This is a genomic window from Microcoleus sp. MON1_C1 (genome assembly GCF_036701945.1).
Lineage (GTDB): Bacteria > Cyanobacteriota > Cyanobacteriia > Cyanobacteriales > Microcoleaceae > Microcoleus.
Genome location: NZ_JAUBRO010000023.1, coordinates 92012 through 113556, shown reverse-complemented (window position 1 = coordinate 113556; position 21545 = coordinate 92012). Strand labels below are relative to the sequence as shown.

11 protein-coding genes are annotated in these 21545 nt (G+C 44.4%); 4 read left to right on the top strand and 7 right to left on the bottom strand.

The window, feature by feature from the left end:
* Positions 1 to 420: 420 nt before the first annotated feature.
* Positions 421 to 2547, bottom strand: coding sequence for a SpoIIE family protein phosphatase (locus QUA62_RS15080; protein WP_333405076.1), 2127 nt, complete (start codon positions 2545 to 2547; stop codon positions 421 to 423).
* A 150-nt stretch (positions 2548 to 2697) separates the two neighbouring features.
* Entirely contained in the window at positions 2698 to 2901 is a 204-nt protein-coding gene (locus tag QUA62_RS15075; protein WP_333299549.1) for an SDR family NAD(P)-dependent oxidoreductase, read from the bottom strand.
* A 310-nt stretch (positions 2902 to 3211) separates the two neighbouring features.
* Between QUA62_RS15075 and QUA62_RS15070 the strand changes: the two genes are divergently transcribed.
* Together QUA62_RS15070 and QUA62_RS15065 are read left to right on the top strand one after the other, a co-directional pair.
* Positions 3212 to 3571, top strand: a complete 360-nt coding sequence (locus tag QUA62_RS15070; protein WP_333405074.1) for a VOC family protein — start codon at positions 3212 to 3214, stop codon at positions 3569 to 3571.
* A gap of 3 nt (positions 3572 to 3574) precedes the next feature.
* On the top strand, positions 3575 to 4855 hold the full coding sequence (locus tag QUA62_RS15065; RefSeq protein WP_333405072.1) for a recombinase family protein: 1281 nt from the start codon (positions 3575 to 3577) through the stop codon (positions 4853 to 4855).
* Between the two features lie 49 nt (positions 4856 to 4904).
* Here QUA62_RS15065 and QUA62_RS15060 read toward each other — a convergent pair whose 3' ends face one another.
* The 3 genes from QUA62_RS15060 to QUA62_RS15050 form a co-directional block, all read right to left on the bottom strand.
* Positions 4905 to 6122 carry an adenylate/guanylate cyclase domain-containing protein gene (locus QUA62_RS15060; protein WP_333405070.1) on the bottom strand — a complete coding sequence of 406 codons (1218 nt, stop codon included), beginning with the start codon at positions 6120 to 6122 and terminating at the stop codon, positions 4905 to 4907.
* Positions 6123 to 6298: 176 nt separating this feature from the next.
* Positions 6299 to 9997, bottom strand: coding sequence for a GAF domain-containing protein (locus QUA62_RS15055; protein WP_333405068.1), 3699 nt, complete (start codon positions 9995 to 9997; stop codon positions 6299 to 6301).
* A 107-nt stretch (positions 9998 to 10104) separates the two neighbouring features.
* The gene (locus QUA62_RS15050; protein WP_333405066.1) at positions 10105 to 11646 is read right to left on the bottom strand and encodes an ATP-binding protein; all 1542 of its coding nucleotides are present in this window, start codon (positions 11644 to 11646) and stop codon (positions 10105 to 10107) included.
* Between the two features lie 590 nt (positions 11647 to 12236).
* Here QUA62_RS15050 and QUA62_RS15045 point away from each other — a divergent pair.
* The gene (locus QUA62_RS15045) at positions 12237 to 13559 is read left to right on the top strand and encodes an AAA-like domain-containing protein (protein WP_333405064.1); all 1323 of its coding nucleotides are present in this window, start codon (positions 12237 to 12239) and stop codon (positions 13557 to 13559) included.
* Between the two features lie 115 nt (positions 13560 to 13674).
* The gene (locus QUA62_RS15040; protein WP_333405062.1) at positions 13675 to 17232 is read left to right on the top strand and encodes a WD40 domain-containing protein; all 3558 of its coding nucleotides are present in this window, start codon (positions 13675 to 13677) and stop codon (positions 17230 to 17232) included.
* 245 nt (positions 17233 to 17477) lie between these two features.
* Here QUA62_RS15040 and QUA62_RS15035 read toward each other — a convergent pair whose 3' ends face one another.
* Both QUA62_RS15035 and QUA62_RS15030 read right to left on the bottom strand, forming a co-directional pair.
* Positions 17478 to 20822: a DUF4347 domain-containing protein gene (locus QUA62_RS15035; RefSeq protein ID WP_333405060.1), complete on the bottom strand. Its 3345-nt coding sequence runs from the start codon at positions 20820 to 20822 to the stop codon at positions 17478 to 17480.
* Between the two features lie 576 nt (positions 20823 to 21398).
* A complete protein-coding gene (locus QUA62_RS15030; RefSeq protein ID WP_333405058.1) occupies positions 21399 to 21521 on the bottom strand; it encodes a hypothetical protein in 123 nt (40 codons plus the stop codon).
* Positions 21522 to 21545: the final 24 nt, after the last annotated feature.

The following is a 21545-nucleotide window of genomic DNA, read 5'->3' as shown; positions in this document are numbered from 1 at the left end:
CACTTGTTCGTAACTCATCAGTTTTTCCTCTCAATCACCTCACTATTGCCCTTATTGGGGACTTTTGCAAGAGGTCTTGTGTATTTTGGTTAACCGTGTGGCGAATCTCGCCAGCAGCATAACAGGTAATTGGCTGGCTAGTAGAATTGTGAAGGGAAATCTGACCTGCTGCATTAGCAACTCCGGGAAACAGAGTTATTACTGCGATAGTTAAGAAGATTGACAGTAGTCGAAAGATGCTGTTTGTCATTTATTTATAGAGCAGAATAGAGCTTTAATCACTAAGGCGGTAGATCCAGCCTTTTCTAAAATTTTATTCATATATATTTTTAGAAAAAATACAGGCGTTGATAATACTAAATATCGGTTTTTATAAAAGCAACATTCGGTGAATAAAGCAAGGATTAAAACAGGCAAAACTCAATCTCTTTTCTTGACCACAAGCAAGGTAATGTCATCAAATACTTTTTGTTTTCCAATAAATTGTCGCCAATCATCGATGGCGGCTTCCTTAATTTGTTCTGCGCTTAAATGCCAGTTTTGAGAAACAACTTCACAGAGTCTTTCCATACCGTAGAATTTTTTATGTATGTTTCTAGCTTCGGGGATGCCGTCCGTATAAAGCACCACGCCGTCCCCAGGTTCTAAGTCTACTAAAACATGGCTGATCCAATCGGAAATATTCTCATCTAACCCGAGCGGAAATCCTAAATTTATGGTGTCTATCCGCTGGATTTGACCACCTTTCCTGACCACAATAGTTTCCTCATGTTGACCGCTGATACTAATTGTGCAATCCGCATAGTTGAGCAAAGCTAGTGTCATATTTTTGTCGGAGTTCATGCGCTGGACATTTTTATAAATAGTGCGGTTGAGGGTATCTAAAAAACGCACCGGGTTGGATTCTTGCATTTCCTGAAGAGTGCGGACAGCAGCTTGAGTCATCACCATCAAAATGCCGCTTTCTAATCCGTGTCCGGTGACATCACCAATGCAAATCGTGACAACCCCGTTCGTACAAAGTACGTCGTAGTAATCACCGCCTACTTCCGAGGCTGGCTCCATAAATCCGGCAATATCTAAATCTTCAATGGCTGCAAGTTCAGCAGGTTTTGGCAGAATCAACTGCTGCATTTGTTTGAGCATATCGAGTTCGGAACTCATGCGGAGGTTTTCCGCTTTCAGGCGCTGGTTGAGAGCAGCAATTTGTTTAGTGGCTGTAGCGAGTTCAGAGGTACGTTCTTTGACTTTATCTTCTAGCGTTTCAAAGGATTCTTGCTGTTGTCTCGCCATGCTGTTAAAGGAATTTGTTAAGGTTTCAATTTCCCAAATCCGACTGGAATCAACGTTCTGGTTGAGAGCACCACCTGCTAGATATTGTGAAGCTTGAGCAATTTGATTCAGGGGGCGAGTAATCCAGCTAGCGGTGAAAATACCCACTCCAACAGAGACAACTAGAGCCACAATACACAGCAAAATGGTGTGGCGACTGTTAGCATAAATTTGCGCCATAAAGTCGGCTTCAGGAACTACTACTACAATCAGCCAATTGAGACCGTACTTGTCAGTTAGCGGAGAAACTTGGATAAATTGCCGCTCACCGTTCAACTTAAAGTCAAGTTGAACAGTTTGATGGATGTCTTCCAAACGCTTGAAGCGATCGAGCAGCTCAAACACACTTTGACGCATCAGCGGGTTGCTGCTTTCCTGTGCTTTGATCCGCTTTGTATCTTTGCCTGTTCCCACCGAAAGAGGCTGTTCTTTAACCGAGGTGGCTATTAATTCACCCTGGGGTTCAATGATAAATACTTGACCGGAATTACCCACCCTTAAGGTTTGCAGGAAGTGGCGAATTTGATCGAGTCCCATCTGGCAAGTCAGCAGGCCAATTAGTTGGCCTTTGGCATCGTAATAGGGTAGACTCGCATTAATTTGCAGCGTACCGTAACCAAAATTAATATAAACTTCACTCCAAGCTGCCTGTTTCTTCTCAACAACAACTCTGTAAAAAGGGCGCGTGCGAACGTCGTAATTGGGCGTGGTTTTGTCAATTTTTGTCGGGTTTCCATCAGCGTCAAGGTTGTAAAATATCAAGTCGCCACTCCCGGGAATTAGTTGCTGGGCAAGCTGAGGTTGTTCAAGTCCAACCAGCCGATTTACCCAACCCACACGCAGGTACTGACCTTTTTCGTTGGCAATTCCCGCGTAACCGATCGAATTAAATTGCAGAACTTGTTTCCAAAAATAGGGTCGAGCTTGCTCTAAATCGTCAAAGTTCAACACCCCCAGACGTAAAGCATCGTAATTGATCTGATTTACCAGTGGCGGATCTTCCAGATAGGTTTGGACACGTTCGTAAACTCTCGCACTCACTTCCTGCCGCAACTGATTAACAATATCGTTGACTATCTGCTCTCCGTTTCTGTAAGAGAGATAGCCAACGCAGCCAACAGCAGCCAAAATTTGGAGTACAAAGGGAACTACCAAGACATTGCGGAGACGGAATTTGCCCGATCTGGAGCCGATCGCACTTTTTTCTGAAACCATTGTTAAAAACACTCCCAGCGGGCAGTTTACAGTAGGTTGATTAAATTTTCAAATGCTGCCATAAATCGGAATAACGACGCCGCGAACATCTTTGGCAGCTTCCGAACCAAAAAAGTAAATTACTTGAGCTAGAGATTCAGGTTTCACCCATTAGTGAGCCTTTTCCGAACCCATTAACGATGGATTTGTCGGAGTATCAATCACACGGGGGAGGACAGTATTAGCAGTGATATTAGTACCTTTTGTTTCATCTGCGATCGCCTTTGTGAGCGCCACCATTCCAGCTTTAGCAGCACAGTAAGCCACCCATTGTCCAATCGGCTGTTCGCCCCCACGCGAAGCGACAGTCACAATCCCCCCATTCCGCCAGTCAAAAATACTTGTTTGCTATTCATGATTTATAAGTAAGTAGGTACAAATAAATATAACATGGGGAGACTGCGGCTTTTGCAGTAGTAAACTCGCTGCTGTCATAGATTCTAAGTAAACGCACCCCTACAATTTCCGATTTTCTATTCAGGTTTTTTCCGATGACCTATTTACCTTTTTGGATAGGTTAAGAGCTAGTGACAATGTTATCATATGCAAAACTGAACAAACATCAACCAATCTGCGTTCATCAGCCTGCATCAGCGGTTAAAATAAAAAAAAATACCAAACAAAAATGCAAATTACTCAATCCCTGCACAGCGCCATACTCATCTCCAACCTGGAAAAATCCCAACACTTTTACAGCACCGTACTAAGACTGCAAAAAATCGAGCGAGACTTAAAATTTCCCGGAATCTGGTATCAAATCGGCGACTTCCAGCTCCACTTAATTTTAGGTGCAACAATTATCCCAGATGCCGTAGACCATGCCAAATGGGGACGCAACCGACATCTAGCATTTTCTGTTGCTAACTTAGAGGCAGCCAAACAGCAGTTAATCGCTCACAATTGCCCGTTCCAAATGAGCGCGTCAGGTCGATCGGCATTATTTACCCAAGATCCCGACGGCAACATCATCGAACTCAGCGAGTAACAGATGAAAATCATCGCTTATTCTTACACCGAACCGCTACTGGAAGCAGCACCCGCACCGGAAATTTGGGGTCAAGAAGTCGATCGCACCTATCAAGACTTAGGAGGGCGGCAACAACTTCAGCAACTCCTCAAAGACTGCCAAACAGAACCAGTCAAATACTTATTAATTCAGCGCTTTGAAGAACTCGGCGACACCGTACAGCAAGTGTGTTCGCACCTCTGGCAACTCGAAAACCTCGGCGTCGAAATCATCGTACAAGCAGAAACAGAACCGCGCAACCGCAAAAACTTGCTGCAAATACTCGCAGAAATCCAGCGCAGCCAACACAGCCGGAGTATTCGCAAAGGACACGCGCGCAACCGCATCAAATCCCGCATTCCACCGGGTAAGGCTCCCTACGGCTACCGGCGCGGCAAAGATTGTTATACGATCGATAAAACCACCGCCCCCACCGTCAAAGACTTTTTTGAACACTTTTTAATTTACGGTTCCTTGCGAGGTTCCGTGCGGTATTTAGCCAAGAAATACAACAAAAAAATTTCTGTAAGTACCGGCCGCCGCTGGCTGACAAATCCCGCCTACCGAGGCGATTTGGAATATCAAAACGGCCAAGTAATTTCTAACACCCACGTCCCGATTATTTCCAGAGAAGAAGCCGCCCAAATAGACAGGTTACTGCGCCGCAACCGCTGCCTTTCTCCTCGCAGCGCTAGCGCCCCACGTTCCCTCGCAGGTTTAGCAATTTGTGCAGAATGCAAATCGCCCATGACAGTTGCCAAAGTCACCTCCTACCGCAAAGAAAAAGATTACCTTTATTTGCGACCGATTAACTGTCCAAAACAGCCTAAATGTAGCGGCATTTCCTACGATGAAGTATTGCAATTAACCATCGCCGGTATTTGTCGCGATTTACCCAATGCTGTTGCTGGGTTGCAAATGCCGAATATGAATGGAATTAAAGCAGGAATTGTCAGGGCGATCGCATCAAAACAAGAAATCATAGAGCAACTTCCCGCCCTGATTGACAGCGGCATTTTAGACACGGAAACGGCAGAGTTTAGAGCCTACAAAATCCGCACCGAAATTGCCGAACTGCAAAGCAAATTAGCGCAACTACCCCCAGTAAATTTGCGAGAAACTGCCCAAACAGTTTCCTTTCCCCAATTTTGGCTCGATTTATCAGAATCAGAACGCAGGTTTTACTTTCGAGAATTTATCGATCGCCTTGAAATCGTCCGGGAAGATACAAATTGGAAACTGCAAATTATTTTCATTTTTTAAGGATTAGCTCGACGTTCATCCGTAGCTCCTAGGTTAGATGCCCGACTTCTTAAAGAAGTGGAATATTTGGGTAATCTATTAGTTCGCTAGGAGTGGAATTCGTTTGACAAACATCGGTTTCTACCGCTGAATTATCTTTTTTACCTGTTAGCCAATAGGCGTTCATCTCTCCTTTTCCTTTAATCGTGATCGCACCTCTTTCCTCAAATAAATACTGCTCTTTTAACACTTCGTAAATAGCCGTAGTAACTTGAATATATCCCGGTAGTCCTTGACATTCCATCCGAGAAGCAACATTAACAGTATCTCCCCACAAGTCATAGATAAATTTTTTAGTGCCAATTACGCCAGCAACTACGGGCCCTGTATGAATGCCAATCCGAATTTGAAATGGTTCGCCTCTGTCAGTTTGAAAATCAGCGATCGCTTTTTGCATATCCAAAGCCATATTCGCGATCGCTTCTACATGATCTGCCCTCGGCACAGGCAACCCACCCGCTACCATATAAGCATCTCCAATTGTTTTAATTTTTTCCAAACCGTGTTTTTCAGTTAGTTGGTCAAACCTGGAAAAAATCTGGTTCAGTACATTTACCAATTCTAGAGGTAACATTCTAGCAGCAATAGACGTAAAATCGACAATATCGGCAAAAAGCACTGTTGCTGAATCAAACCTCTGGGCAGGAGAACCCTCGCCCTTTTTCAAATTTTCAACAATCGCGGCTGGTAAAATATTCAGCAATAAATGATCGGACTTTGTTTGAGCAAGCCGTAAAGCTACCTCCACCCCCTGCCGATCTTTAATTTCGTTTTGCAAACGTTCGACAAGTTCTTGGTATTGCTTTGTTTGCTCTTGAAGTAACTGTTGTTGATTTTGAATTGTTAACTGATTTGCCACTCGTGCCAATACTTCTTTAGCGTGAAAAGGTTTAGTAATATAGTCAACTCCTCCCACCTCAAAGGCTTTCACCTTATCTAAAACGTCATCTAAGGCGCTTAAGAAAATTACGGGAATAGACCTGGTTTTTGGTGAAGCTTTCAACTTTGCACATACCTCATATCCATTCATGTCTGGCATCATCACGTCCAGCAAAATTAGAGTTGGCGGAAACTCCAGCACTGTAGCGATCGCCCTTTGACCGTTCAGCGCTTTACGAACCTGATACCCTTGTTCGGTCAAAATTGTAGATAAAAGCCGCACGTTATCGGGCTTATCATCAACTACTAAAATGTTGGCTTGAATGGTAGGATATTGATTGCTTTCCATGCGAGGGTTCACGGTTGTTTTTTAAGCTCAAAGATATTAACCCTTAATAATTCGCTCTCCATCCAAACGAAACAGTATAAATTTTTATTTTTTCTCCTACAAACACAGGGCAGGGAGAGGTGGGGCGGGGGTTAAGGTTAAGTCTTTTTTAAATAGGAGATGCTCCTAAGTAGAGATTAGTTGGAAACTGGTACTCTAATCGTCGTAAGTGCTGATTGCGCTAGCTCTATAATATCGTCAAACAGGAAATCCTCCACTAAAGTAGTTAAAACTTGTGCTGCTACAGCAAATTCTCTAGGCAATTCCTCAATCAACTTGATAATTTTATTGTCGCAACATTCATGAGCAGCCTGAGATATCTTCTCCACCCACTCATGAGGCATTTGACCGAGTTGTGACTCGACAGATTGATTGCTAGTCACTCCGCTAATTTCGCTTTCCTTTTCTAGCGGTGCATCAACAGATTCCTCGTAAATGTAGCGCACTCCTAAAAATTTTTCCATCTTCGCAAATAATATCTTTGCCTCGAAGGGTTTACGCATGAAATCATCGCAGCCTGCTCCTAAAATAGTTTGTCGTTCCTCTTCAAAAGCGCTAGCAGTAAGAGCAACTATTACAGTTTGTTTTCCGAGAGGATGAGCTTTAATTTTTCTGGTGGCTTCATAGCCATCCATGACAGGCATCTGCATATCCATCCAGATCAGGTGCGGTTGCCAATCCTCCCATACCGCAATAGCTTCTTGACCATCTCTAGCTTCTCGCACGAGGATGCCTAGTGGTGACAATAATCTTTCTATTACTAGGCAGTTATCGGCGCGATCGTCAACAACCAAAATCCGGTATTCTGGTTGATTCGGTGCTAAACCCATGACTTTTTTCTGCGGTTTAAGGATGTTAATCTCGCTTGCAGTGGCCAGGTTAATTTGAATATCAAATGCAAACTTACTTCCCAACTCTGGTGTACTGCTGACAGTAATATCTCCTCCCATCATTTGTACAAATTTGCGGCTAATTGGTAAACCTAATCCAGTCCCCTGTTGAGATTTTTGACCTGTTTTTGTTTGCTCAAAAGGCTCAAATAACTTATTCATTTCTTCTGGGGCAATGCCAAGACCCGTATCTTCAATTTCAAACTGAAGGCGTAACAATTCCGGGTGAAGGTCATGCGCGTCTGCACAGTCACAGTCCGCCAAGTTTTCGGAATGATTAAAACCAGTGCACCATCCGGGTTTTCTTTGTATAGCTGCGGTTTCAACCGCTAAGCTTTCGCAATGTTCACAACCCGCGCCGATAAGTTTTGTTTGTGTGTCCGAAAACTCTGCGGTTTCAGCCCCCAAACTTTTTTCTACCTTCTTTTTAACTCGCAAAGTAACGCTACCCATCTCTGTAAACTTGATCGCATTTCCTACAAGATTAATCAAAATTTGGCGCAATTTACCTTCATCTCCACTAACAAAGTCCGGTACACCGTCACCCACTTCAAGATTTAGCTGCAATTTCTTAGATTTAGCTTTTAAGCGAAACATTTCTTCTAAGGTTTTTAGCAAGCGCATTAAATTAAAACTGCTTTCATTAAGCTGACTTCGGCCGGCTTCAATTTTCGACATTTCCAAAATGTCATTAATCAGGGCCAGCAAGTGTTCACCGGCGCGATTAATAATTTCTAGGTGCTGTTGGTGTTGATTGTTGAGAGATGGATCGCGCACCATCACCTGACTAAATCCGAGAATGGCATTCAGGGGAGTCCGCAGTTCGTGGCTCATAGAAGAAAGGAATTCGCTCTTGGCGCGGTTAGCTGTATCAGCAGCTACGACAGCTTTTTGTAATGCGGTTTCTGCTAATTTGCGTTCCGCAATTTCTGTTTTGGCGTGTTCAAAAAGGGTGGATTGCTGGATGGCAATTGCTAGCTGCACGGAAATTTGCTTGAGAGATTCTATCTCAGAAGAGTTCCAATGCCTTTGACTGCGGCAGTGATGAGCAATGAGTAGCCCCCATAATTTTTCACCTTGTAAAACGGGAACCACTAGGTTAGCTTTAATTTCCAAATTCCTTAGTAAATTAAGGTGGCACTCTGAAATACCTGCCGTATAAATATTGTCGATCGCGCGAATGTGTCCCTGCTCGTAAATAGAGACGTAGCCTTGTCGAAAACAAGGGTCATTAATGTCAATCCCCAAAATTGGCATCGTACCGACGGCTACCGACTCGACGGCTATAAATCCACTCCAATCTGGATTAAAGCGGTAAATAACTGTTCTATCCGTTGACAAAAACTGGCGGACTTCTTCCACAGCCATTGTCAGCACTTCTTCTAAGTTAAGAGAGGAACGAATTCGCTCTTGAATGGAATTTACTAGCCGCTCCCTTTTTACTTGTTGCTGCAAAGCTGCTTCCGCCTGTTTGCGAGCAGTAATATCTACTCCATAACCAACGCACTCCACAGGTATGCCAGCAGCATTTTTGACTAACTTGATCTCATCGTATATCCAGCGATAACTACCGTCTTTGTGCCGTTCGCGGTATTCGTAAGAAATCGTTTCTTTTTCCAAAAGTTGAGCGAATGAAGTAGCAACAATTTCTCTATCTTCTGGGTGAACCAGGCTATGCCAATCAAGGGAACCATCAAGAAATTCTCGCGCTTCGTAACCAATCATTGAAAAAATATTATCGCTGACAAATGTTACGTCATAATTTCCACCTAATTTGCAGCTAAAAATTACCGCCGGAGTAGTCGCCAACAAATATTGCAAGCGTTCGGTGACAGAGCGCAAGTTTAACTCAGCTTGCTTGCGATCGCGAGCTTCCATTGCTAAAGCTGCAATCTGTGCCACATAGCTAGCGAAGCTTTGTTCGTCGAGGGTCCAATTCCTCAGCGTTCCCTGATGTTCTAAACAAATTACACCCGCAAGTTGTCCTTGATGGCTAATAGGAACATCTAGCATCGACGAGATGTTTAAAGGCATCAAATAAGATTCGCTAAATTCTCGGGTGCGCGGATCGGTTTTGGCATCAACCGCTGCGAGTACCTGTTCTGTATTCAAAGCTTGGAAATAGCTAGGATAGTCAGCAACTTTCAGTTCTACACCCTCGCTGTGTTGATTGGCCGTCAGTTCGTAGAGTTCGGCACACCACATTATGGATTTATTTTGCTTATAAAACCAAATACTTCCCCGATCGACATTCAGGGTACGGGTTGCCATTTGTGTAATTTCTCTCAAAGCCTCGCTGATATTTCCCTCGTAGATACTAGAATTTTTGGCTAATTCTAGCAATCCATTTTGTTGTTCGGTTAACCTAGTTTCTCGTTCGCGCAAAGCAGATTCAGCAGCTATTCTTTCTCTAATTTCCGCTTCTAAATAACCGTTAATTTCTCTCAACTCTGCGGTGCGCTCTTGCACTTTCATTTCTAAGTCATCATAAGCACAGCGCAAAGCTAATTCTGCATCTTCACGCACGGCGATTTCACACTGCAACTTGCGATTTATTGCCTCTAATTCTTGTGGGGTTTTTAAAGATAAAAACTGTGGTAATAGTGTTACCATCGAGGCGGCTGTGTAGCAGGAAACAAGTGCAGTAATTCCTTTCTCAATCCCCGACAGCCAATAAGCGGAATGCCACAACGTCCAAATTTCTAGCAAGTGACCGGTGCCGCAGAGAATGATAAATGCACCGAATAAAGCGAATATTCCTAAAAAAGGGACATCGCGCCGCTTGAAGATAAAATAAATCAGCATCGCCGGAATTGAATAGTAGGCGATCGCGATTAAAAAGTCCCCAGTTACGTGCAGCCACACTAAAGGCGTTTGCCACAGATAGCAATGACCGTGAGGCATATACTGAGTTGGGGAAAAGATATTTTTGAGTGCTTCCCACATAATATTTGCTATTTGCAGATAATGTTGATGTGAACGATGCCTAAGCTAGGAAAAAAAGTAAAATAGATTCAAAATTGTAGCTGGATGCGGAATGAGTTATTAACGCCTCAACCCAGATTGTTCATAACAACTTGCTTGTGAGCCACGTGGCAATCGCATTGGCCAACTTGCGATCGCAAAGGAATTTCAATGATAAACTCAGTACCTCTCCCAACCTCGGAAGTGCAGCGCAAATAACCTTCATGGGCTTGAATAATCTGATAAGAAATCGCCAAACCCAGGCCGGTACCAGAACCGATAGGTTTCGTCGTATAAAACGGATCGTAAATTTTAGCTATCGCGTCATAATCTATGCCCGTGCCATTATCAGCAATGCGAATTTGCATCCACTGGCCATCAACTAAAAGCGTGCGGATACGAATTGTTAGCAGGTGGCAATAGGTAGATTGGAAGTGTTCGTAGAAATCATTTTCCCAATAGCCTTTAGGCGAATCTCCCTGCTGTGCTATCTGTTCTAAAGCATCAATAGCATTAGATAAAATGTTCATAAATACTTGGTTAATCTGTCCAGCATAGCATTCCAATAGGGGCAAATCTCCATACTCTTTAATCACTTGAATCGGCGGACGGTTTGTTTGTTCTTTCAAGCGGTGCTGCAAAATCATTAAAGTGCTATCGAGTCCTTCATGAATATTTACCTTTTTCATGTCGGCTTCGTCTAACCGGGAGAAATTGCGTAAAGATTTAACAATGTCCTTAATTCTTTCTGCTCCTATTTTAAGCGAACCAAAAAGTTTTTGCAGGTCTTTTAAAATAAAATCGAGTTCTATAGTGTGAATCTTGTCTGCAATTTCCGGCGCCGGATTGGGGTAATAAACTTGATAAGCCTTAATCAATCCCAAAATATCTTTAATGTATTCCTCAGCCGGAATCAAATTGCCATAAATGAAGTTAACAGGGTTATTGATTTCGTGAGCAACCCCAGCTACCATTTGCCCCAAAGAAGACATTTTTTCAGTTTGCACGAGTTGAGTTTGGGCTTCTTTGAGTTGTTGCAGAGTTTCCTCTAGCTGCTGAGTTCGTTCAAGTAGTTTCGCTTCCGAGTGCCGCAAGGAATTTTCAGCCAAAGAGCGATCGCGATTTTCCTGTTGCAAAAGTTCATTAGCAACTTCTAAGGCGATCGTCCTCTCCGTCACCCGTTTTTCCAATTCTAGCATTAATTTTGAGAGTGCTTCTTGAGCTTGTTTGCGATCGCCAATCTCATTTTGTAAAGCCAAATTTGCCGTCGCCAATTGATCGGGACTGGGGATAGCCAAGATTTTTGGGATTAGTTCCACCAGCACTGCTGCTGTACATAGTGAAATCAGCGCCGTAATCCCTTTAAGAAAACCAGAGAACCAATAATTAGGATGCCACAGCGTCCATATTTCCATAATATGGGTAATACCGCAGCAGATAATAAAAGAGCCAAACAGCATGAAAACCCAGTCAAAAGGCACATCTTTCCGCTTTTGGACAATATAAATCAGCGTAATCGGTATCAAAAAATAAGCGACGGCTATCAAACCATCAGACAAAATGTGCAGCCCCACTAATCCCGGCTTCCACAAGTAGCAATGACCGTGAGGAATAAAATAATTTGGAAACATTGTATGAACCATTTGCGGTATCAATCCTCTTATTTTATAAGATGCTTTTGACGGATGACAGTATGGTTAAAAAACCTGCTTCCACAAAAAGAAGAATTAGGGTTGTGTGCTTAACACTTGCGATCGGGAGATGCAAATACCTGAAAATAGCTTTAATTAAATTAGCATAAATTAACTAAACTTTAGCCATGTCAACGCACTTGTGATGAGGAGATACAGCGACCTGAAAATAGCTTTAATTAAATTAGCATAAATTAACTAAACTTTAGCAATCTCAAGTGTCACATCTTTAAATTGTACTTTCACGACCAAATGTGACACCTGCATGACATTTTGGCAAACGAGCGAGAAAAACTGAACACTGCTACCTGAAAAACCCCGCTAGCAGCTCTTGAAATTGGGTTAGAGCGCTCAGTGACCCATGAATCCTTTATTGATATTGGTGCGCTGCGGTGAGATTTAACAGATTTGACCAGCTAGTCCCTGAGAAATGTCGCGACAGAATCGTGTCGCAATCCAATAGGCGATCGGCTTTACAGTCAATCATAAGTGATAATATCAACGATACACTTAGATGGTAATTGCCGGTTATGACAATAGATGAGGTACTACAGCTAACTCGTGTACGATCGCAAAAAGATTTATATCCCGTACAAGAAATCATACTCCGCCAAGTTTGGGAAGGAAAGACTTATACAAGCATCGCCTCTACCTCTCATTACGGAGAGCATTACCTGAGAAACATCGCCTCGTCCTTGTGGCAATCTCTCTCTGAAATCTTGCAGACACCTATTAGCAAATCTAATTTTCGCTCCTCAGTAGAATCGCGTTCCCTGACCGCAGACGAACGAGAATTAATTGAAGAATTCACCCGCAGCCAATGCCTAGCAACACCTTTAGAATATCCCGGCTCTCCAGTACCCATCGGTTCCCCATTTTATATCCATCACCCGCTAATAGAAGAACTCGCCTATCGAGAAATTGCCAAACCTGGAAGTGTTCTGCGGATTAAAGCTCCCAGGAAGATGGGAAAAAGTTCTCTCCTGCTACGGATTTTAGATCGCGCTAATTCTCTTGGGTGCCGAACTGTAAGTTTAGATTTTCAGCAAGCCGAGGAAGCTGTTTTAGACAACCTCGATAAATTTTTACGGTGGTTTTGTGCTAACATCAGCCGTCACCTAGAGTTGCCACCTCTATTAGAGGATTATTGGGATGAAGACATGGGTAGCAAAGTAAGCTGTGCTATCTATTTACAGCAATATATTTTAGACCAAATAAATAGTCCGCTTGTCTTAGCTTTAAATGAAGTCAATAGGATTTTTGAGTATCCAAAAATTGCCAGAGAATTTTTCCCGCTGCTGCGAAGCTGGCATGAAGAAGCAAAGCGGATTAAAACCATGGAAAAACTGCGGTTAATCGTTCTTCACTCCACAGAAATTTATATTCCTTTAAGGCTCACTGAATCGCCTTTTAATGTCGGTTTACCGCTGCAATTGCCCTATTTTACAGAAGAGCAGATACTTGCTTTAGCCCAGCGTCACGGACTGGATTGGACAGATAGCCCCGATGCCGATCGACTCATGGCAATGGTGGGGGGACATCCTTATCTGGTTCGGCTAGCTCTTTACCACCTCTGTCAAAACAGTTTAACGCTAGATCGGCTACTACAAGAAGCTCCCACCATAGCCGGAATTTATAAAGATTACTTGCGGAGTTTTTGGGTGACATTCCAAGAGTATCCCGAACTTGCGGTTGCACTTAAACAAGTGGTAAAATCGGAACGCGGAGTGGAATTAGATCCGATAGTAGCTTCTAAGTTACTTAGTATGGGGCTAATTCATATCGATAATAACCGCTGTACGCTGAGCTGCGAATTGTATCGCCTATATTTTGCTTCGCACAACTTTATTTAGAGCCAGGTTTGAAAGTTTATTTGCGTAACTTATATTAGAATGAAGCGATCGCACCACATCCTCACCTCTCAATAAACTCACTAAATACTTACATTTAAATTAATCCCTAAACGGCATGAGCAAGGTTACATACCAAATTGGTGGCAGTCTCGCCAGTGATGCGCCTACCTATGTCGAACGACAAGCAGATATCCAACTTTATGAAGCCTTAAAACGAGGCGAGTTTTGCTACGTCCTCAACTCCCGACAGATGGGCAAATCTTCCCTTCTCGTTCGCACCCTGCACCGACTGCAAGCCGAAGGATTTCTATGCAGCGCGATCGACATGACTCGCATCGGTAGCGAAAACATTACTCCTTTACAGTGGTATAAAGGAATCGTTGGGGATTTGTGGCGCAGTTTCCATCTTGTAGGAAAAGTCAATTTAAAAACCTGGTGGCAAGAACAAGAAGAAGTTTCTCTCCTGCAAAGATTGAGTCAATTTATTGAAGAGATTTTATTAGCCCGATTTCCCGAGAAGCGAATTATTATATTTGTCGATGAGATTGATAGTATTTTAAGCTTAGATTTTCCCGTAGATGACTTTTTCGCCTTGATTCGTTATTGTTACAACCAACGAGCCCTCAATCCCTCATACAATCGGATTACCTTCGCGATTTTCGGAGTAGCTACACCCAGCGATTTAATCGCCGATAAAAATCGGACACCTTTTAATATCGGACAATCAGTAGATTTGCACGGGTTTTCCTGGGAAGAAGCCTCTCCTTTAACTAAAGGGTTAGATAGTGTAGTCAGTAATGCCGAGGCAATTATCAAAGCAATATTAGCGTGGACTTATGGGCAACCATTTCTGAGCCAAAAGCTGTGTCAATTGATAGTTATAGCGGCGCGAGAATCTCACAGTGACGTGCTGACAATTCCACCGGGAACTGAGGTATTTTTTGTGGAATCGCTGGTACGCTCGCAGATCGTCCAGAATTGGGAATCTCAAGATGAGCCAGAGCATTTAAAGACGATCCGCGATCGCATTTTGAGAAATGAGCAACGTGCTGGAAGACTCCTGGGAATCTATCAAAAAATCTTACAAGGAGTGGAAGTCCCAACCGATGACTCGCGAGAACAGGTAGAACTATTGCTGTCTGGTTTGGTTGTAAAACACCAAGGTTTTTTACAAGTAAGAAACCCCATTTATCAAGAAGTATTTAACCCCGAATGGGTAGAAAAAAATCTCGCTTCCTTGCGTCCATACTCTCAAGCGTTTGATGCTTGGATAACTTCAAAGCAGACCGATAAATCGCGATTGTTACGCGGACAATCCTTAAAAAATGCTCAAGCTTGGGCTCATGGTAAAAGTTTAAGTGACTTGGATTATAAGTTTTTAGCAGCTTCTGAAGAATTAGATCGAACAGAAGTGCAGGTAGCATTGGAAGCAGAACGGACTAAAGAAATTGAAGCCAGACTAACAGAACAACAAAAAAGATTAGCACTTGAGAAAAAAAGTTCTAGGCGACAAAGATTTTTGCTTTTTGTAGTAAGTATAGCATTAATTATCGCCTGTGCATTGGGGCTAGCGGTGTATTTTCAGTATCGGCAAAGTGCTGTCAGCGAAATCAAGGCGATCGCCAAATCTTCCGAAGCACTATTCGCCTCAAATCAAAAGTTAGATGCACTTGTACAAGCCATCACAGCACAGCGACGATTGCAAAAGTTAGGTGTTGCAGACGCAGATATCCAGCACTCAGTTAAGGAGGCTCTCCATCAGGCTGTTTATGGAGCGGTTGACTATAACCAGTTATCCGGGCATGACAATGTGGTTAATGATGTCATTTTCAGCCCTGATGGCGAACTCATTGCCTCAGCTTCTGCCGACAAAACCATCGAACTTTGGAAAAAAGACGGTACAAAGGTGGGAACGCTTCAAGGACACAACAATACGGTTTGGGCAGTCGTATTTAGCCCCAGAGGGGATCTAATTGCTTCTGGTTCTGGCGATAACACCGTTAAACTTTGGCGCAAAACGAGTACAAAATCACCAAACGGAGAGCCGAGCTATACCTTGTGGCACACCTTAAAAGGACATACCAAAGATGTTGCAGACGTAGCGATCGCTCCTGACGGTCAGACTATTGCTTCCGCTTCTAAAGATAAAACAATTAAACTCTGGAGTACAGACGGCAAACTGCTGAGAACTCTCACCGGACATAAAGATGAAGTTGTCAGCCTTGCCTTTAGCCCTGACAGTCAAACTATTGCATCTGCTTCTAACGATAAAACCATCAAACTCTGGAGTGCAGACGGTCAACTGCTGAGAACCCTCACCGGACATACGGATAGAGTTAGAGACGTTGCCTTTAGCCCTCAAGGAAATCTGATTGCCTCGGCGAGTTGGGATAAAACCGTCAAACTTTGGCACCTTGACGGCACGTTAGTCCAAACTATAACTGAACACAGCGATGGAGTAATCAAAATCGCTTTTAACCCTCAAGGTCGTTTAATTGCCTCGGCAAGTGTTGATAGAACAGTCAAACTTTGCAAGCTTGACGGGACTCTAGTAAAAACCCTACCAGCCGCCAAGGATGTCGTCTCTGGAGTGGCTTGGAGTCCTGACGGGCAACTCCTCGCCTCATCCAGTTGGGATGGCCCGATCGCGCTCTGGAAGCTTGATGACAGTTTGCTCCAGACTCTTAACGGACATCAAGCACCAATTTACACCATAAAATTTAGTCCTGATGGTAAGACAATTGCCACTGCCAGTCGCGATAATACCGTTAAACTTTGGCGGCTTGATGGTAGCTTAATTCGGACTTTCCCTAAACAATCTGATAAAGTTTTCGGAGTAGATTTCAGCCCAAAGGGAGACATCATTGCTACAGGTGGTTATGACAGCACTGTTCGAGTGTGGCAAGTAGACGGAACTTTAGTCAAGACTTTTACGGGACATCAAGGTAGAGTTTTCGCCGTTGATTTTCATCCAGATGGACAGTCAATAGCCTCGGTGGGTGAGGACAGAACGGTTAAAGTTTGGAGAATTGATGGTTCTGAATTAGCAACTCTCAAAGGACATACCGATCACATTAACGGAGTTGCCTTTAGTCCCGATGGACAGGTTATTGCCTCAGCTAGCGTGGATGGCACTGTTAAACTTTGGCAGTGGGATAATGCGATCGCCTCTGGAAAGCCCAGCTACAGGCTTCTACACACGTTAACGAGCCATCGCCGTCAGGTAGCTGGAGTGGCCTTTAGCCCTGATGGCCAGACGATCGCTTCAGCAGGTATGGATAGCATGGTGAGACTTTGGCGGCGCGACGGTACGGAAATTAGAGCCTTAAAGGGACACAAAAATGGGGTGTTCGGAGTGGCATTTAGCCCCGATGGCAAGACTCTCGCCTCAGCAAGTTTCGACGGCACAGTCAAACTTTGGAGGTACGACGGTAAAGAACTCGAAACCTTAAAAGGACATAGGGATGGGGTGTTCGGAGTGACATTTAGCCCTGATGGGAAGTTCATCGCCTCAGCAAGTCAGGATAGAACCGCTATTGTGTGGAATTTAGAGCGAATTTTCCAGCTCGATTTTCTCCAGTATGGATGCGATTGGGTCGGAAATTATTTGCGAACCAATGCTGATGTGAAGGAGGAGGACAGACATTTGTGCGATCGTATTAAAACGGAATAATATCCAGCCCGCTTTATTAGGAATAATAGATTAATATGTGTGGGTTAGAGCATCCGAGGATTAGAGGATATTTATCATGCTTGGCTAATTTTTATTGGAATATGCTACAACACTATATCAGATTTAACTACTCCCTTTATCTCTCAGTCTGCGGAGGCGGACTTCGTTTATTTAGTAGCGGTTTCAACCACCGAATGATACGCAGAATGATAAAGGGAGTAGCCAACCCGGATTTGGTATAATAACTACAGAGTAATGAAATCGCTAGCGGTAAGAATACCGGGGGTAATACCGTTAAGCTTCGCCAACAATTGATTGGTGTCCGTCACAGTAATCAAAGTCTGATTGTTGCTGGAAGTAATACTGAGTTGATTGAAACTCAAACCAGGATTCAACCCAAATAAATCCTCTCCCCTGCGGAAATCATTAATGATGTCGCTACCCAAACTTTGATTGAGGACAAACACATCATTTCCCGAACCTCCCGTCAATGTATCGTCCCCAACATCCCCGGAAAGGAAATCGGAACCGCTGCCACCGCTGAGAATATCATTACCTTTGCCGCCGTACAGGGTGTCGTTACCGATGTCGCCGCAAAGCACATCGTTGTCATTGCCGCCGAACAGTAAGTCGTTGCCCTCACCCGCATCGAGACTGTCGTTTTCTTTGCCGCCGTACAGGGTGTCATTTCCCTCCTCGCCAAAAATCAGGTCTGCACCTTCATTGCCAAAGGCAATATCGTTGCCGTTTCCGGCATTAATTGTGTCATTTCCTAAGTTGCCTAAAATGTAGTCATCGCCATCTTCACCCAGCAAGATATCGTCATCTTTACCGCCAAAAATGCTGTCGTTGCCCAGCCCGCCGGCAACCGTATCGCTACCGAGATCTCCCCTCAACAAGTCCTCGCCATCGGCGCCGACAACAGTGTCAGGATCTTTACCAGCGTAGATGGTATCGTTGCCAGCGCCGCCAGAGATGTAATCGGTGCCTTCATTGCCAAAGATTGAATCGTTATCTGCGCCGCCGTCAATGTTGTCATTGCCGCCCATACCGTAGAGAGTATCGTTGCCGGCAAGTCCATTAATCGAGTCGTTGATGCCGCCACCCATGATGAAATCGGTACTGTCGCCGCCGTTAATAGTTTGTTGGACGGGGTTGGGTGTGAGAGTGGCAGGGTCGAGTTGGGGGGCGTTGAGGCTATCGAGTAGGCAATCATCTGCGACCGGAGTTGGTGTGGGCGCGGGAGTTGGTGTTGGCGGCGGCGCAGGTGTGGGCGTCGGCGTTGGTGTGGGAGTCGGTGTGGGAGTCGGTGTGGGAGTCGGTGTTGGTGTGGGAGTCTCAGTTGGGGTGGGAGTCGGCGCCGGCGTCGGAGTTGGAGTCGGTGTTGGTGTGGGAGTTGGAGTTGGAGTCTCCGTGGGAGTCGGCGTTGGAGTCGGCGTTGGAGTTGGGGTCGGAGTCGGCGTTGGAGTTGGAGTTGGAGTCGGAGTTGGCGTGACTGTAGCGTTAAATTCGTAAGCGCCAATATCCACGATCGCACTTCCGTTATTATCACCATCTTGAGGGCGACTCACACCGCGCTGATCCGCAGCCGGCGCGCCCGCACCAGTACCGGTATCAATTGCCGGACTTCCTGTTAGCAGCGGCAGCACAAAAGCGCCGTTAATATTTTGCAAAGAGCCGAGTAAGGGGTCTGCGATCGTAATACTTGCCGTAACATTACTATCATTCGGATCTCCCACGGTCAGTTTAGCGGGAAATTGAAGATTGTTTCCCCCATCGATGAGCTCCCGTCCAGTGTGCTGCCTATTTTTAAAAGGATTACTTGCCGTATTCCTATCAAAAATCGAATTTTTGACAGTAATTGGCGATTTGACACGATCGTTAAAAGTAGCAATACCTCCCGAATATTCCCCAGCGGTATTTTTAGCAAAAGTCGAATTGACGATATTAGTCGAAAAAGAATCTCTGTTGCCAGCAACCATTCCCCCGCCCTGCTTAGCTGCACTGTTGCCGGAAAAGGTACTGTTGACAATGCTGACATTTCCATTTTCTCCGAACCACAAACCGCCGCCGTTGTCTTCAGCTTTATTGTTAGCGAATGTGCAGTTTGTCACTGTCAAATCAGCATTACCGTGACGAACCCCGCCTCCCGAACCTCCAGTACCTGATGAATTCTTTACGGCTTGGTTATTAATAAAAGTGCTATTTTCCAAAACCACTTTATCTTGGAGATAACCAAACAAAAAGGCTGCGCCTCCTTCTCCTGAGCCGATATTGCCGTCAAAAATGCTGTTGCGGATAGCAATATTTCCGGCAACAGGGCCGGGGGTTGCATTGGGGCCCGAAGCATTAGCGCCATCGACGTAAACTGCCCCGCCAGGGCCTTTATCTGTGCGGTTGCCTGTGAATTTAGAGTTTTCGATCGTCATGCTGCCCAACAGGTTATTAACAGCTCCGCCGTAGCTGCCTTTGTTGTTGGTAAATTCGCTATCTCTGATAGTCAGAACACCGCCGCTTTTGGTTGCGATCGCGCCGCCACCGCGTTCGGTATTGTTAGCTAAAGAACCATCATTGCCGCTAAACTTGCTATTAATTACATTTGTCGTGCTGCGAAAACCCGTGTAAATGCCACCACCCAAACCGGCAACATTATTATTGACTTGGCAATTTTCTAAAGTTAAAGTGCTGTTACCTCCCGTTTGAATGCCACCACCGGCGCTAATTGCCTCATTATTCGGCTCGGTTCCAGAAACTTTGCCGTTGGCAACAATCAGGTTTTTTAGAGTAACATTTGTTGAACCTTCGGTTAGGATAACTCGCGAAGCATTGTTGCCACTGATGGTTAAATTTGCTGCACCAACGGCATCAATTGTCAAGTTTTTGTTGATGACAAGTTGACCGGAAGTGAGAGTAATTGTTTGGCTGGCAAGAGTCGAGGCAAATTGAATGGTATCGCCGGCTGCTGCGGAGGCGATCGCACTTCTCAAGGAACCCGGCCCGCTATCATTACTGTTAGTAACGGTAATGGTCGCTAAAGTCCCTCGGTAATCCGCCATTGCCTCTGGAGTCAAGGCTAGCGGTGCTTCAATATCACCCTTGGCCAACTCCAAATTCCAGTTACCACCGCGGCCAGTGCGATCGCTAGATGCCGCAATATCAGCCCCGGTTAACTCGCCCAGGCGATCGACAAAATTGCTTCCCGAACCCGCAGCAACATCGCAACCGTAAAGCACAATATCTGCTTTGTCGCTTAGCGCATTTCGCCACTCTTGCAACTGGCTTTCATATTGTGACAAATTATCCGAATTCAGCGTCCTAGAACCTAGCTGCAAGCTGGCAGAATTGCCGTGCGAAAAAATATGAAGTTGGTCTACAGTTTCCCCCGCAGCAGAAATTGTTTGCAGTTTCGCAGTAATTTGCTCGACTCCGTTACCATTTTTATCTAAAATGATGATATCTGTACCGGGAAGCACGCCACCCGCAAGAGTTTGATAGTCATCTAGGGCCGAATCAATGAAGACAATAGATTTAGAACCAGCATTGCGGAGAACAGATTGTGAATCCCTGTTGGTGGCAAAAGTTGAACTCATTTGGCATACCCATGAGAATGTTTACTATTTGCTAGTAGATTCACCTTGAAAGCAGAAGGCTAAAGATGCAGAAGGCAGTAGGCAGAATTAAAAACTCAGTGAGCCATCGGAAAGATTAAAATTTAGGGGAAAACTTTAATTCTATCCCTAATTGAAATCCGACACTTGTCTCCCTAATCAGCTTAAGCTGTATGAAAATTGCGATTTTCTGAGCAATTAACGGCAGAGGATGTAATGTAAATAGTCCGGCACCGGGAACCTCTCTATGTAGATTGGCAAGGCGCACTATTAGCGAGATAAATAGTGCATCAAACCATTGGGTAGCCTTGGTCAGGTAAAATTTCAAAAAGATTTTATGGAGTTCCCAATTTCTGACAATTGCTCTAGCTAGTACCTGATACATTCACATTAGAGAAAACCAGGAAAATTGCCTAAAAAATTGATTAATTTAATTTTTTTAATAACTGGCAAAAAGTTCCCAAAAATCTGAATTTTAGTGGTTGAGAAAGCTTGCTTTATTCGGCCGCTGTTTATGGCTAGCCAGCTCAGGAGTGCAATAGACGGAGTTGCCTCATTCTAGGTGTGGGCGATCGGCAATAAACAAGATTTATTACCGATCGCGGTTGAAAACAATCGGATCGAGCGCTCCTCTTCGTTGGCGTAGCCCCCGTAGGGGAGGGCTGCGCTAACGTCATCCACCACATTTCAGGAGTTTGAGAGCTT